Genomic DNA, 12,718 nt, shown 5'->3' with positions numbered 1-12,718 from the left:
TGGCATTTTCGCCCCGATCGCTGCGGGGTGATGCCGGGCCTTTAAGGGATACTCATGCTCGAGAGTTTGCAGTCCGCGTCGTGGTGTTCCACGGAAAAGTCCCAGGTGATCAGGAACCGTCGGCGCTGGATGGCCCTGGCGGTTCTGCCATTGCTGCATCCGGCGCTGGCTTCGGCCATGGGGCTGGGGGACATTACCCTGCATTCGGCGCTCAGCCAGCCGCTCAATGCGCAGATCGCCCTGGTCGATCCGGGCGATGTGAGCGAAGACCAGTTGTCGATCAGCCTGGCAACGGCTGAAGAGTTCACCCAGGCTGGCGTCGAACGGCCGTTCTTTCTCAATGACCTGCGTTTCACGCCGGTCCTGCAAGGCAATCGCAGCTTCATCCGGGTGCAGTCGAGCAAGCCGGTCAGCGAGCCTTTCCTGAATTTCCTGGTCCAGGTCAACCAGCCCAATGGTCGTCTGCTGCGCGAATACACCGTGCTGCTCGATCCGCCGGGAAGCGGCACCTATACCCCGCCAACGAGCAATGTCGTGCCGGAACAGCCGGCACCCGCTGTCGCCAGTGCGCCACCACCGGCGACCCAGGGCAAGCGCTACACCGTGGCCCAGGGCGACAGCCTCTGGAGTATCGCCAAGCGGCTGAACGAGGCGGGCAGCAAGGCCAGTGTCAACGAATTGTCCCAGGGGATCCGCGCCCTGAACCCTGGCAGCGATCGTCTGAGTGTTGGCCAGAGCCTATTGCTGCCGGATGTGGCCGTGGTGCCGGGCAGCACGGCGGCGGCTCCTGTGGCTGCGCCGAGCGAAGCAACGCAGAATGCCGAGCAGTTGGCGGCGGCGACCCTGGAAAACCAGCAATTGCAAAAGACCGTCGAGGAGCAGCAGGCTCGCCTGAAGAGCCAGGATGAGCAGATTGCTGTCGACCAGAAACAGCTGGGCGAACTGCAAGCGCAGTTGGCGCAGCTCAGGGCCAAGGCCGCGGCCCCCGTCGTTGCCCCTGTCCCGGTGAGCCCTCCGGCGGTTCCGGCACCGGTTGTTGCCGAGCAATCTGCCTGGCCGAACCTGCTGTTGCTGGCTGCGCTGGCGCTGTTGTTCCTGCTGCTGGCCGTAGCCCTGGTAATCCGCCGTCGACGTGGCGCGACTGCGGTGGCAGTCGAACCTGGGCCCGGCCCGCTGCTACAGGACCCGCCCATGGTCAGTCGCCCGGTTCCGGCCGCGGCCAGTGCCCCGGCGGAACGGATCGAACCGCTGGCCATGGCGGCACGCCGCGAGACCAGCGAAGTCCCCGATGCCCTGGAAGGCGTGAGTATCTACATCGCCTACGGTCGCTTCAAGGAAGCGGCGGGCATTCTGCGTGAGGCCATTCTCAAGGAGCCCCAGCGCACCGACTTGCGCCTGCGCCTGCTGGATGTGCTGGCCCAGCAGGGCGACAACGCCGGCTACACGGTCGAAGAGCAGAGCCTGCTGGACTCCGGTTTCAGCGAGTCGACCTTGCGTGACCTGCGCAGCAAGCATCCGAAATTGCAGGCAGCACAGGCTCCGGCCCCGCAGGCTGCGCCCGTCGCTCCAGTGGTGATCGCCCCGACGCCGGCCCCGCAACCCGCACCCGCGCCGACGCCAGCCAGCGTTGCCGCGACCGTGGCTGCCGCCGCAACGCTGGCTGCGCCAGTACTCGCCGCCGACTGGCTGGAAAAGGAGCCCAAGGCTGAGTCCGAGCCTGAGCCGACACCACTGGAAGACGAGTTCCAGCTCAACCTCGATGACCTGTCGATGGACTCCGACTGGGATCTGGTCAGCCCGTTCGACAACGCATTGCCACAACGGGACAAGGCCAGCGCAGAATCACCTGCCGTTTCAGGTGTCGATCAGGATTTCGCCAGTAACCTCAATGAACTGCCCCATGTGTTCGAGATGCCCGACGAGCAGTTTCTCAGCGATTTCGCCGAGCCTGAACCCGAGCGTCCGGTTGAAACCGAACTGAGCCTGCCGCTGGACGGCGATGCGTTGGACGACGACTTTCTTGACGGTTTCATGGACGACAGCCAACCGCTCGATATCGAGCCGCTGGAAGTGGACTTCGACAGCCTGGAGCGTGAACAGGCTTCAGCCAGCAAACTGGAACAGGCCCAGACCTTCATCAATGTCGGCGATCTGGATCATGCCAGCCAACTGCTGCACGAGCTGCTCAGGGAAGGGGACGAGCCACTCAAGCAGACGGCGCGTACCCTGCTTGCCAGCATTCGCTAGGGAGCCGAGCCAGTCATGAGCGCAACCAGGCCGGAAATCGTCATTACCTATTGCACCCAGTGCCAGTGGCTGCTGCGAGCCGCCTGGCTTGCCCAGGAACTGCTGAGTACGTTCTCCGACGACTTGGGCAAGGTGTCGCTGGAGCCCGCGACCGGCGGGGTGTTTCGCATCACCTGCAATGGCGTGCAGATCTGGGAGCGCAAGGCCGACGGCGGTTTCCCCGAAGCCAAGGTGCTCAAGCAGCGGGTACGCGACCAGATCGATCCCGAGCGCGACTTGGGCCATAACGAGGCCCGCTGATCGGTGAATCCGCCATTGCCGCCGGCTGGCGACAATGGCGCCACTCCATGGGCTCACTCGGTGCTGCTGAGCTTGGCCTTGATGAATCCGGCGATCAGGCTCAATACCGCACCACCGACCCCGCCACTGGCGATCCCGCTGACAATCGAGCCCAGGTCCAGGTCGCCGACCGCACCGCCCAGGCTGCCGTCGGTAATGGCAGAAAGCACCTGGCTTAACACCACCCCGCCGATACCGCCGGCCAGCGAATTGAACCAGGGACCCAGTGAGTATTTGCTGGTGGCGGCGCCGGCGATGTTACCGCCCACCGCGCCGCTGACCAGTTGAATCAGGAGACTGATGAATTCCATGGATGAACCCTCCACAGTTTGAGTTGGAGGGCAACTGGCATCGAGCTACTGCCTGGATCACTGCCGCCGTCGCCGAGCAGCCCTGCTATCCGGGAAACGACGGCTGGCTGTTGCGGATGCTGCAAGTATAGGACAGCCGCCGAAAATCATGGGGCGGTGGCCACTTCCAGGTTTTTGCGGCGAGGTGCACCACTCAGCAGGCTCGACAGGAAGATGGCGACGATGATCAGTGCGCCGCCGAGCAGCATGCGGGCACTCGGGTTTTCGCCGAACAGCAGCCAGGCGACGCTGATCCCGTAGACCGGCTCCATGGCGAAGACCACCGCGGCGGTACGCGCCTTGATCACCGCCAGGCTGGCAACGAACAGGCTGTGGGCCACCGCGGTGCAGAACACCCCGAGCAGGGCCAGCCAAAGCCAGTCCAGGGCGCGGACCTCGGCAAGGTTCGGTGCGGCCCAGGGCAGCAGGCAGGCGGCGACCACCAGGTTCTGCCACAGTGCCGCCTGGACGGGGTTGATCCGTCCGGAGCCGGCCCGATTGTTCAGCGACAGCAGCGAGAACAGTAGCCCGGACAGCACGGCCCAGAGCAAGCCGGTGGTGGCCTGGCTGGCGAGGTCGAATTCGGGGGTGACCAGCACCAGGCCGATGCTCACCAGCACCACCAGGAGGATTTCGTTGAGACGGATGCGTTCGCGGAAAATCACTCCTTCGAGGATCACGGTGAACGCCGGGAAACTGGCGAACCCCAGGGTGGCGACGGCAACACCGCCGACCTTCACCGCGAGGAAGAAACTGACCCAGTGCCCGGCCAGCAGCAGCCCGCTACCCAGCAGGCGACGCCAGTCCTGCGCCTGCAGGCGCTGCCAGCCATTGTTGCGGGCGAAGCCGGCGAACACCGCGAGGGCGATCACGGCAAAACCCGCGCGCCCGAAGACGATCATGGTGGGGGAGGCGGCGGCCAGTTTGCCGAACACGCCGGTCAGGCCGAACATCAGGGCGCCGATATGCAGTGCGCCGAGTGCGGAGCGGGGAGTCATGGTGATCCTTGGAAGCCGTTATGCACAGGCTGGCATTCTAGGGCGCTGCATGTCTTGCTGTCTGTCGCCGGACTCGCGTCAGTTGTCGCCAGGCTCGCGGCGCAGTGCGGTCGGTGAGGCGCCGTATTCGCGCAGCACGGCAGCGCAGAACGCGCTCTGGGAGCTATAACCGACGCGTTCGGCGATCTCGCCCACCGGCAGCGTGGACTCGCGCAGCAGGGCGAGGGCGAGACGCAGCCGTCGACTGCGGATGTAGTCCATTGGCGTTTGTCCGCACTCGGCCATGAACCGGGCATGCAACCGGGCGTTGGACAACCCGGCGATGCGTGCCAGATCGGCCACCTGCAGCGGGCGAGCGGCGTAACGGTCGATGTGCGCATCCAGGGCCGCCAGGGGCAAGCGCCGGTCGGCGATGACAGCCGCAGTCGGAGTGTTCAGGCTGGCCAGCAGCAGTACCGCGCCTTGCCGGGCGATCAACGGGTCGTGTACCGGGCTGGTAGCCAGCCAGTCGACCAGCCGCCCCTGGCTGGGATTCAGGGCCAGTGGGCCGGCACGGTCGATCAGGCGCCGGCTGGCGTCGGCATGCTCGCCCAGCGACTCGATGAGCCAATGCTCGTCCGGCACATCCAGCACCAGGCAGCGGCTGCGATCCGGGCTGCCGCAGGTGTGATGGGCATCGTAGGGGACCACGGCAACGCTCTGCTGCACCACCCGGCTGCCATGGCCTTCGATTTCGAAGTCGAGCCGACCGGACAACCCGAACACCAGTTGGGCATGGGCGTGACTGTGGACAATCAATTCTTCGCTGTACTGGCGCAGGGTCAGGAACGGGCCCATGGCGGTCTCCTCGGCAGACCCTCAGTCTACACCGCTTGGGGCGTTTCGGCGGCAGTCACAAGACTGTCGTGCAACTGTCATGGTCAGTTCACTGCCCCGGTGCAAGCTCAGGAAAAATCCGGAGAATGCCCATGACCCGTGCGGAGCTCGCCAAACCCAGTCGCAAGCAGCGTGTGCGAACCCTGTGGATTTCCGATGTGCACCTTGGCACCCGTGATTGCCAGGCCGAGCATCTGTCGCAGTTTCTCAAGGGGTATCATGCCGACCGCATCTATCTGGTGGGCGACATCATCGACGGCTGGAAGATGCGCGGCGGCATGTTCTGGCCCCAGGCGCACACCAACGTGATCCGCCGCCTGCTGACCATGAGCAAGCGTGGCACCGAAGTCATCTACATCACCGGCAACCATGACGAGTTCCTGCGCCGTTACTCGAAGCTGATCCTCGGCAATATCCAGTTGGTGGATGAGGCCGTGCATGTCACCGCTGACGGCCGCAAGCTGCTGGTGATCCATGGCGACCAGTTTGATGTCATCACCCGCTATCACCGCTGGCTGGCGTTTCTCGGTGACTCGGCCTACGAATTCACCCTGACCCTCAATCGCTGGTTGAACCACTGGCGGGCCCGCTACGGTTATGGCTACTGGTCGCTGTCGGCCTACCTCAAGCACAAGGTCAAGACCGCAGTCAGCTTCATCAGCGACTTCGAGGAGGCCATCGCCCACGAGTGCGTGAAGCGCGGGCTCGACGGCGTGGTTTGCGGGCATATTCACCATGCCGAGATTCGTCATGTCGGTGAAGTGGAGTACCTGAACTGCGGCGACTGGGTCGAATCCTGCACGGCGTTGATCGAGCACTGGGACGGCACCATCGAGTTGTATCGACTGGCCGAAGCCCAGGCGAGGGAGGCCCAGCTCAAGCTGGACCTGCAAAAGGTCACCCAGCCCGGCTGAGCCCTGCCGGTCCTCCCTGCACAACGCGACGGGCTGCTAGAACGGCACCCGGCCCAGCAGCATGTCGCGGTACATGACGAAGTCGCCCAGCAGGCTGTAGAAAGGATGCTGAAAGGTTGCCGGGCGATTCTTCTCGAAGAAAAAGTGCCCGACCCAGGCGAAGCCGTAGCCGGCCAACGGCAGGAACGGCAGCAACCCCCAGGCCGAACGCCCGATGATCAGGGCGAGAATGAAAATCACCAGGGTGGTCCCGACGAAATGCAGGCGGCGACAGGTGCTGTCGGCGTGTTCGTTCAGGTAATACGGGTAAAACTCGGCGAAACTGTTGAATTTCCTGACGCTTTCCATCGAGTACTCTCCGTACTTCTTATCGGCGGGCGTGGGTTGTTCCACGGATAGTCTATTCCAGTCTAGAGTGATTGGCGGTGACGGCCAGTGACAATGGGCGCCACTTTAGTATCCTTAGGCTATCAGTCGTTGTATCCGGCATATCATGTAAAGAACAGGCCATGAGTGAGAGAACCACTTCTGCAAGCTGGGCGATGGGGATTGTCAAGGCGTTGGAGTTGGACGGTCTGGATTGTCGCGCCCTTTTCCAGCAGTTGGGACTTGATTACGCCGCCTTGGACGATCCTGATGCACGTTTCCCCCAGGATTCGATGACCCGTCTCTGGCAACGGGCGGTGGAGCTTTCCGGCAACCCGGCGATCGGCCTGAACATGGGCAAGGTGGTGCGACCGGCGTCCTTCCATGTCGCCGGTTACGCGCTGATGTCCAGCCGAACCCTGGCCGAAGGTTTCATGCGCCTGGTGCGTTACCAGCGGATCATCGCCGAGAGCGCGGACTTGAGTTTTCGCCTGTTGCCCGAAGGCTATGCGTTGATTCTCACCGTGCACGGCGACCACCTGCCGCCGACCCGGCAAAGTGCCGAGGCGTCGCTGGCGTGCGCCCTGGCCTTGTGCGGTTGGCTGACCGGGCGGACATTGCAGCCGCGCCAGGTGCTGGTCCAGGGTTCGCGTCCCGAGGATATCGGTCCCTACAAACAGGCGTTCCGCGCGCCGCTGGTTTTCGATGCACCCTACGATGCGCTGATTTTCGAGAAGGCCGACATGGAAGCGCCGTTGCCGACGGCCAACGAAGCCATGGCATTGCTGCACGATCGTTTTGCCGGGGAATACCTGGCGCGTTTCTCCGAGAGCCGGGTGACCCACAAGGCCCGCCAGGTCCTGTGCCGACTGCTGCCCCAGGGGGAGCCCAAGCGCGAAACCGTGGCGCAGGCCCTGCACCTGTCCCAGAGGACCTTGCAGCGCCGCTTGCAGGAGGAGGGGACGAGTTTCCAGACCCTGCTGGACGACACCCGTCGCGAACTGGCCGAACAGTACCTGGCGCAGCCACGCATGGCCTTGCTGGAAATTGCCTACCTGCTGGGATTTGCCGATCCGAGCAATTTCTTCCGGGCATTCCGCCGCTGGTTCGAGGTGACGCCCGGCGAATACCGGGCACGCCTGCAGGGCACGGTGGTGCTGGTCAGTGACGCCAGAACGCCGGAATACACAGCACAAACACTGTAATGATCTCCAGTCGGCCGAGCAGCATGCCGACAGAGAGTATCCATTTGGCCGCATCGGGCAGGCTGGAGAAGTTGCCCGAGGGGCCGATCACCTCGCCAAGACCCGGCCCGACTCCGGACACGGTGCTGGCAGCACCCGTCAGCGCGGTCATCCAGTCCAGGCCGATCAGCGACAGGGCCAGGGCAATGGCGCAGATGGTGATGGCAAAAAAGAACGAGAACGTCAGGATCGAGCGGACGATTTCCTCGTCGAGCCGGTGACCATTGTATTTCTGCTTGATCACCGCCCGCGGGTGGATCAACTGGTTGAGGCTGGCCTTGAGCAGGATGTAGGCGACCTGGAAGCGGAAGATCTTGATCCCGCCGGCGGTCGACCCTGAACAGCCGCCGATGAAGCCCAGGTAGAAGAACAGCATCAGCGAAAAATTGCCCCACAGGCTGTAGTCGCCCAGGGCGAATCCGGTGGTGGTGACCACCGAGGTGACGTTCAGCGCCACGTGGCGCAGTGCCTCGAGCCAGTGCAGGTCGATGGTCCACCAGTACCAGGTGCCGAGCACCAGCCAGGTGATCAGCAGCAGTCCCAGCAACCCCTGTACCTGTTGATCCTTGATCAGCGCCTTGCGGTGCCCGCGCAGGGTCGCGACATAGAGGGTGAATGGCAGGCTGCCAAGAATCATCACCACCACTGCGACCCAGTGCACCGCGGGCTGGTGCCATTTGGCCAGAGACTGGTCGGAGGTTGAGAAACCACCGGTGGAAATCGCCGACATCGCATGGTTGACCGCGTCGAACAGGCTCATACCGGCCCACCAGAAGGCCAGGGTGCCGAGGATGGTGATGCCGACATAGGCGGTCACGATCAGGCGGGCCACCATGTGCGAGCGCGGCATGACCTTCTGCGAGCGGTCCGAGGATTCGGTCTGGAACAGGCGCATGCCACCGATGCGCAGCAGCGGCAGGATCGCCACCGCCATGCCGATGAAGCCGATGCCCCCCAGCCAGTGCAGCAGCGACCGCCAGATCAGGATGCCGGGAGACATGTCGTCCAGCCCGCTGAGCACCGTCGAACCGGTGGCGGTGATGCCCGACATGCTTTCGAAGAAGGCGTCGGCGACGCTGGTGTGCAGGGTCAGCAGGAACGGCAGGGCGGCGAAGATGCACACCACCACCCAGCTCGAGACAGTGAGTAGGTACATGTCCCGCGGACGCAGATGCACCTGCTCCGGGCGGCCGGGAATTACCAGGGCCAGGCCGGCGATAAAGGTGATGGTACTGGCCCAGAGGAACGACGGCATATCGCTGGTGCGGTCGAAAATCACCAGGGTGAGCATGGGGATGACCATGCTGATGGCGAGGGTGATCAGGAAGATGCCGATGATGAAACCGATGATGCGCAGGGTCGGCAACGCCATGAAATAAGCTCTGGGCAGGGAAAGGCGGTCATTCTACCTGCGGGCCTGGCCATGTAAACCGCCAGCGGCCGCGCGGATATGGCTAGAATAGCCGCACATTTTTCCTCAGGAGGTAGCCCATGGAGGCTCTCGACAATTTGCTCAACCGTGTTTCCGCGCCGCGCCTGCTGGACCCGGCACCGACCGCGGCCCAGCGCGAAGTGCTGTTCCAGGCGGCCATGCGTGCCCCGGACCACGGCCAGTTGCAGCCGTGGCGGTTCCTGACGGTGGAAGGTACGGCGCGCGAGCAACTGGGTCAGTTGCTGGCTGAAGCCGTGCAGGAAAAAGGCGGTGAGGTGACCCAGGCCGCGCTCGACAAGGCCCTTGCCATGCCTCTGCGGGCTCCCCTGGTGGTGGTCGTGGTCGCGCGCCTGCAGGAGCACTTCAAGGTGCCGAAGTCCGAGCAACTGCTGGCCGCCGGCTGTGCGGCCCATGGCATCCTGCTGGCGGCGCATGCCCAGGGCATCGGGGCGGTCTGGCGCACCGGCGAGCTGTCCTATTCGCGGCACGTGGCCAAGGGCCTGGGCCTGGGCGATGACGAGGAAGTGATCGCGTTCCTCTACCTAGGCACGCCGCAGAATGAACTGCGGGCGGCGCCGAAAGTGGATGTGGCACCGTTCGTCAGCGCCTGGTCGGCCTGAGGTTTGGTGGTCAAGCCGTAACCCCTGGCACCAGTGGCAAGTCCAGGGTGGCGATGAAGCCGCCCTGCGGATGATTGGCCAGGGTCAGGCTGCCACCATGGCGCTCCGCGGCCCGGCGGGCGATCGCCAGGCCAAGGCCATGCCCAGCGGCGGTCTGCCCCGGGGCACGGAAGAACGGCTCGCCCAGTTGTGCCAGGTGTTCGGCTTCGGCACCGGGGCCGTGGTCTCGGACGCTGATTTCGATCCGTCCGGCCTGGCGTCGTGCCAGGACTTCGATGGGCGGGCCTTCTGGGTTGAAGCGCTGGGCATTACGCAGCAGGTTATCCACAGCCCGTTCGATCATCGTTGGCCAGCCGCGCAGACTCAATTCCGGCTCTGCCTCCAGTTGCACGGTGTGCGACGGCTCACCGAGCATGGTTTCCCGTTGCAGGGTCGTCAGCATCTGATTGAGGTCGACCTGTTCGGCGCTGGCCTGGTCGGCGTCGACCCGTGCCAGGGCAAGAATCTCGCTGATCAGCGCTTCCAGTCGATCACACTCGCGGGTCAGGCGTGGCCACAGTCGCTCGCGCTCTTCGGCGGATGCGCGTTCGGCCAGGGCCAGGGCGATCTTCAGGCGTGCCAGCGGTGAGCGCAGTTCGTGGGACACGTCGCGGAGCAACTGCCGCTGGCTGCCGATCAGGCTTTGCAGGCGTGCGCCCATCAGGTTGAAGTCCTTGGCCAGCACGCCGAACTCATCGCGGCGCGACCCCAGCTTGGCCAGGCTGTTCTGCTGGTAGGCGGTCTGGCCCAGGTCATGCACCGCACCGCGCAGGCGGCTGAGCGGACGGGTGATCGACAGGGTCACCAGCAGGCTGAACAGGGTCAGCACCACCAGTGCGATGCCCAGCGCGCTAAGCGGCCAGAGCAGGCTGCCACGGTGCCAGGCATCCAGCTCCGGGTGGGGGATACGGTAGATCAGCAGGTAGGTGTCGCCGCTTTTCGGGCTGGTGTACTCGACGGTCAGGCGTCGCCATGGCAGGCGCCGGTCATCGTTGTTCTGCCGGGCCTCGAAGGCGGCTGCGCGGCGTGGGAAGGTGCCGCGCACGACCGGATCGCCGCTTTCATTGAGCACCTGGACATCGATGTGGTACTGCTTCTTGCGTTGTTCGAGGATGTCCTGGGCGGCTTCCTCGCCCTGGTCTTCATAAGCCTGGGTCCAGTCCTCGGCCAGGGTGGCCAGGCCCGGATGCCGGCTGAGAATCCAGGCGTCCTGGTTGAGCATGTGCCCGAGCAGAATCGACAACCCCGCGACAAGGGCAATGGCCAGCCAGAAGCTGGCCAGGATGCGCCAGAACAGTGATCGCACAGCAAGTCCTCAAATCGAATCCGGTTCAAACAGGGAAAGCCCGGCGGCGTTGGCCGTCGGGCTTGGTGCAGCGCAGATTATTGCGCTTTTTGCGCGTGCTGTGCTTTCCAGGCCTTGAATTCGGCCCATTCGGCGCGGCGTTCGGCGCGTTTTTTCTGGATCTCGTCGAAGGTCTTCTGCTGGTCAGGCTTGAGCAGGGCGCGAATTTCCCCATCGGTTTTCTGACGGGAGGCGTCCAGTTCGCTCTTGAAGGCTGCCTGGTCGGCTGGTGACAGCTTGGCCAGGTATTTCTCGGCGAGCATCTTGCGGTCGCGCATCTGTTCGCCCATCAGCTTGCCGATGGAGTGACGCTGCTCGCGGCTCAGGTCCAGCTGGCTGTAGGGGCCTTTCCAGTGGTGTTCGCCGCCGTGGGGACCACCTGGGCCACCCATCGGGCCACCGCCTTCGGGCATGGCCATGGCAACGGTTGGCAGGGCTGCAGCGAACATCAGGGCGATAAGGGTCTTGCGCATGGTGTTTCTCCTTGTCTCGATTCCGGTCAGTCCGGGTGAGTACAGATTAAGGAGATCAAGGTCAGTGGCGGTCAGCGGAGGGTAAAGCTTGGGTAAAGAAGTTTTGCCGGTAGACTGACATTGGGCGTGGATGGCTGCCGTTGGCGGTTCGCGGGCAAGCCCGGCTCCTACAGGTTCGCGAAGAATGCATTTCGAGTGCACGACACAAGGCTGTAGGAGCGTGGCTTGCCCGCGAACCGCCAACGGCGGCCATCCGCCGCATCAGGGCGCGTAGTAATAGCCGCGGCTGCGCAATGCCACGATCCGCGGCCGTCCGTCCGGGTGCGGGCCGATCTTCTTGCGCAGGTTGCTGACATGCATGTCCAGGCTGCGATCATAGAGGGTCAGCTTGCGCCCCAGGGCGATCTGCGCCAGTTCCTGCTTGTCCAGCGGTTCGCCCGGCTGTTGCAGCAGCGCTTCGAGCAGGCGGCTCTCGGAGACGGTGAGGGTGAAGTCCTGCTCGTCGATCGTGACCACGCCGCGTACCGGGCTGAAGCACAGGTCGCCCAGTTCCAGCTGGCTTGAGGTCGCCGTCGGGTGGCTACGGCGCAGCACGGCGCGCAGGCGCGCGGTCAGCTCCCGTGGATCGCACGGTTTGGCCAGGTAGTCGTCGGCGCCCAGTTCCAGGCCGAGAATCCGGTCCAGTGGCTCACCGCGAGCCGACAACATCACCACTGGCAGTTCCGGATGGTCGTTGCGCAGTTGCTTGAGCAGTTCCAGGCCACTGCCGTCGGGCAGCATTACATCCAGCACCACCGCCGCAGGCGCGCTGTCGGCCAGGGCCTTGCGGGCGCTGAGGCCGTCGTGGCAGGCACGTACCTGGAAGCCTTCCTGGCTCAGCCAACTGCCCAGCAGCTCACACAGCTCCTGGTCATCGTCAATCAGTAACAGGTCGCTCATGAAGTTCTCGATAACAGATCGCCGTAGGGCGCTCTCAATTCAACCATTGCCGACGCTGTCTGCGTCCGCCACTGGCGAAGATACCGCAGAGCAGGGCCAGGAGTGCAACTCCCGCGCCGGTAACAAACCATTGCTGCTGGTCGGTCAGCAGGCGGGTGGCCGGGTTGGCCAGCGCTTCCTTGAGTTGCAGCTTGAGGCGTTGGTTCTCCTGGCGCAAGCGGCTCAACTGGGCGCTTTCGCGTCCGGCATCGGCATTGGCCAGTTGCTTGCCCAGGTCATCCCGCAGCCGCTCGCTTTCCTTCAGGCGTTGCTGCAGATCGTTGATCTGGCTTGCGGCACTCAGCGACAGGGGGACGGCATTGCCGGCACCGTCTTCCTCGGCCAGTGCGCTGGCACCCAGCGACAAGGTGATCAACAGCAGGCACAACGGACCTTTACGCATCGGAAACTCCTGATTCCAATCGGTATTCAGGATGTTGTCGGCGGTTGGGCGGGAATAATGAGTAACGTCCTGCACGACACCCGGTCAGCGGGCG

Annotated in this window: 14 protein-coding genes; 5 read left to right on the top strand and 9 right to left on the bottom strand. The window is 64.1% G+C overall.

Annotated features, from left to right (window positions below):
- Positions 1–105: 105 nt before the first annotated feature.
- Positions 106–2,247, top strand: coding sequence for a motility hub landmark protein FimV (locus AC6I6U_RS28230; RefSeq protein WP_497879264.1), 2,142 nt, complete (start codon positions 106–108; stop codon positions 2,245–2,247).
- Positions 2,248–2,262: 15 nt separating this feature from the next.
- On the top strand, positions 2,263–2,547 hold the full coding sequence (locus AC6I6U_RS28225) for an Rdx family protein (protein ID WP_497879263.1): 285 nt from the start codon (positions 2,263–2,265) through the stop codon (positions 2,545–2,547).
- 53 nt (positions 2,548–2,600) lie between these two features.
- On the opposite strand, the gene AC6I6U_RS28220 is transcribed toward AC6I6U_RS28225, so the two are convergent.
- The 3 genes from AC6I6U_RS28220 to AC6I6U_RS28210 form a co-directional block, all read right to left on the bottom strand.
- A complete protein-coding gene (locus tag AC6I6U_RS28220) occupies positions 2,601–2,897 on the bottom strand; it encodes a hypothetical protein (protein WP_497879262.1) in 297 nt (98 codons plus the stop codon).
- Positions 2,898–3,043: 146 nt separating this feature from the next.
- Positions 3,044–3,934 carry a DMT family transporter gene (locus AC6I6U_RS28215; protein WP_497879261.1) on the bottom strand — a complete coding sequence of 297 codons (891 nt, stop codon included), beginning with the start codon at positions 3,932–3,934 and terminating at the stop codon, positions 3,044–3,046.
- A 78-nt stretch (positions 3,935–4,012) separates the two neighbouring features.
- On the bottom strand, positions 4,013–4,771 hold the full coding sequence (locus AC6I6U_RS28210) for an AraC family transcriptional regulator (protein ID WP_497879260.1): 759 nt from the start codon (positions 4,769–4,771) through the stop codon (positions 4,013–4,015).
- 131 nt (positions 4,772–4,902) lie between these two features.
- Here AC6I6U_RS28210 and AC6I6U_RS28205 point away from each other — a divergent pair, with 131 nt between their 5' ends.
- Positions 4,903–5,724: a UDP-2,3-diacylglucosamine diphosphatase gene (locus AC6I6U_RS28205; protein ID WP_497879259.1), complete on the top strand. Its 822-nt coding sequence runs from the start codon at positions 4,903–4,905 to the stop codon at positions 5,722–5,724.
- Between the two features lie 36 nt (positions 5,725–5,760).
- Here AC6I6U_RS28205 and AC6I6U_RS28200 read toward each other — a convergent pair whose 3' ends face one another.
- Positions 5,761–6,072, bottom strand: a complete 312-nt coding sequence (locus AC6I6U_RS28200) for an Mpo1-like protein (protein WP_497879258.1) — start codon at positions 6,070–6,072, stop codon at positions 5,761–5,763.
- Between the two features lie 161 nt (positions 6,073–6,233).
- On the opposite strand from AC6I6U_RS28200, the gene AC6I6U_RS28195 reads away from it, so the two are divergent.
- The gene (locus AC6I6U_RS28195) at positions 6,234–7,295 is read left to right on the top strand and encodes an AraC family transcriptional regulator (RefSeq protein ID WP_497879257.1); all 1,062 of its coding nucleotides are present in this window, start codon (positions 6,234–6,236) and stop codon (positions 7,293–7,295) included.
- Here the strand turns inward: AC6I6U_RS28195 and AC6I6U_RS28190 are convergent.
- Positions 7,252–8,706, bottom strand: coding sequence for a TrkH family potassium uptake protein (locus AC6I6U_RS28190; protein WP_497879256.1), 1,455 nt, complete (start codon positions 8,704–8,706; stop codon positions 7,252–7,254). The genes AC6I6U_RS28195 and AC6I6U_RS28190 overlap by 44 nt on opposite strands.
- A gap of 119 nt (positions 8,707–8,825) precedes the next feature.
- On the opposite strand from AC6I6U_RS28190, the gene AC6I6U_RS28185 reads away from it, so the two are divergent.
- Positions 8,826–9,386, top strand: coding sequence for a nitroreductase family protein (locus AC6I6U_RS28185; protein WP_497879255.1), 561 nt, complete (start codon positions 8,826–8,828; stop codon positions 9,384–9,386).
- Between the two features lie 10 nt (positions 9,387–9,396).
- On the opposite strand, the gene AC6I6U_RS28180 is transcribed toward AC6I6U_RS28185, so the two are convergent.
- The 4 genes from AC6I6U_RS28180 to AC6I6U_RS28165 all read right to left on the bottom strand — a co-directional run bounded on the left by AC6I6U_RS28180 (position 9,397) and on the right by AC6I6U_RS28165 (position 12,624).
- Positions 9,397–10,731 (bottom strand): sensor histidine kinase, encoded by a 1,335-nt coding sequence (locus AC6I6U_RS28180; RefSeq protein ID WP_497879254.1) that lies wholly within the window; start codon positions 10,729–10,731, stop codon positions 9,397–9,399.
- A gap of 77 nt (positions 10,732–10,808) precedes the next feature.
- A complete protein-coding gene (locus tag AC6I6U_RS28175) occupies positions 10,809–11,243 on the bottom strand; it encodes an LTXXQ domain protein (protein WP_497879253.1) in 435 nt (144 codons plus the stop codon).
- Positions 11,244–11,504: 261 nt separating this feature from the next.
- Complete coding sequence (locus tag AC6I6U_RS28170) at positions 11,505–12,182, bottom strand: response regulator transcription factor (RefSeq protein WP_497879252.1); 678 nt, start codon at positions 12,180–12,182, stop codon at positions 11,505–11,507.
- A gap of 34 nt (positions 12,183–12,216) precedes the next feature.
- On the bottom strand, positions 12,217–12,624 hold the full coding sequence (locus AC6I6U_RS28165) for an SH3 domain-containing protein (protein WP_497879251.1): 408 nt from the start codon (positions 12,622–12,624) through the stop codon (positions 12,217–12,219).
- Positions 12,625–12,718 lie beyond the last annotated feature (94 nt).

The organism is Pseudomonas sp. UTLPPB19802, from assembly GCF_059730225.1.
The sequence above is the reverse complement of the archived record's forward strand: the minus strand, read 5'-3'. Positions and strand labels throughout refer to the sequence as shown.

Excerpts from the sequence above, each read along its gene's own strand:
- AC6I6U_RS28175 (WP_497879253.1), bottom strand. The coding sequence starts at position 11,243 with ATGCGCAAGACCCTTATCGCCCTGATGTTCGCTGCAGCCCTGCCAACC.
- AC6I6U_RS28210 (WP_497879260.1), bottom strand. The coding sequence starts at position 4,771 with ATGGGCCCGTTCCTGACCCTGCGCCAGTACAGCGAAGAATTGATTGTC.
- AC6I6U_RS28225 (WP_497879263.1), top strand. The coding sequence starts at position 2,263 with ATGAGCGCAACCAGGCCGGAAATCGTCATTACCTATTGCACCCAGTGC.
- AC6I6U_RS28195 (WP_497879257.1), top strand. The coding sequence starts at position 6,234 with ATGAGTGAGAGAACCACTTCTGCAAGCTGGGCGATGGGGATTGTCAAG.
- AC6I6U_RS28170 (WP_497879252.1), bottom strand. The coding sequence starts at position 12,182 with ATGAGCGACCTGTTACTGATTGACGATGACCAGGAGCTGTGTGAGCTG.
- AC6I6U_RS28190 (WP_497879256.1), bottom strand. The coding sequence starts at position 8,706 with ATGGCGTTGCCGACCCTGCGCATCATCGGTTTCATCATCGGCATCTTC.
- AC6I6U_RS28200 (WP_497879258.1), bottom strand. The coding sequence starts at position 6,072 with ATGGAAAGCGTCAGGAAATTCAACAGTTTCGCCGAGTTTTACCCGTAT.
- AC6I6U_RS28185 (WP_497879255.1), top strand. The coding sequence starts at position 8,826 with ATGGAGGCTCTCGACAATTTGCTCAACCGTGTTTCCGCGCCGCGCCTG.
- AC6I6U_RS28215 (WP_497879261.1), bottom strand. The coding sequence starts at position 3,934 with ATGACTCCCCGCTCCGCACTCGGCGCACTGCATATCGGCGCCCTGATG.
- AC6I6U_RS28205 (WP_497879259.1), top strand. The coding sequence starts at position 4,903 with ATGACCCGTGCGGAGCTCGCCAAACCCAGTCGCAAGCAGCGTGTGCGA.
- AC6I6U_RS28165 (WP_497879251.1), bottom strand. The coding sequence starts at position 12,624 with ATGCGTAAAGGTCCGTTGTGCCTGCTGTTGATCACCTTGTCGCTGGGT.
- AC6I6U_RS28220 (WP_497879262.1), bottom strand. The coding sequence starts at position 2,897 with ATGGAATTCATCAGTCTCCTGATTCAACTGGTCAGCGGCGCGGTGGGC.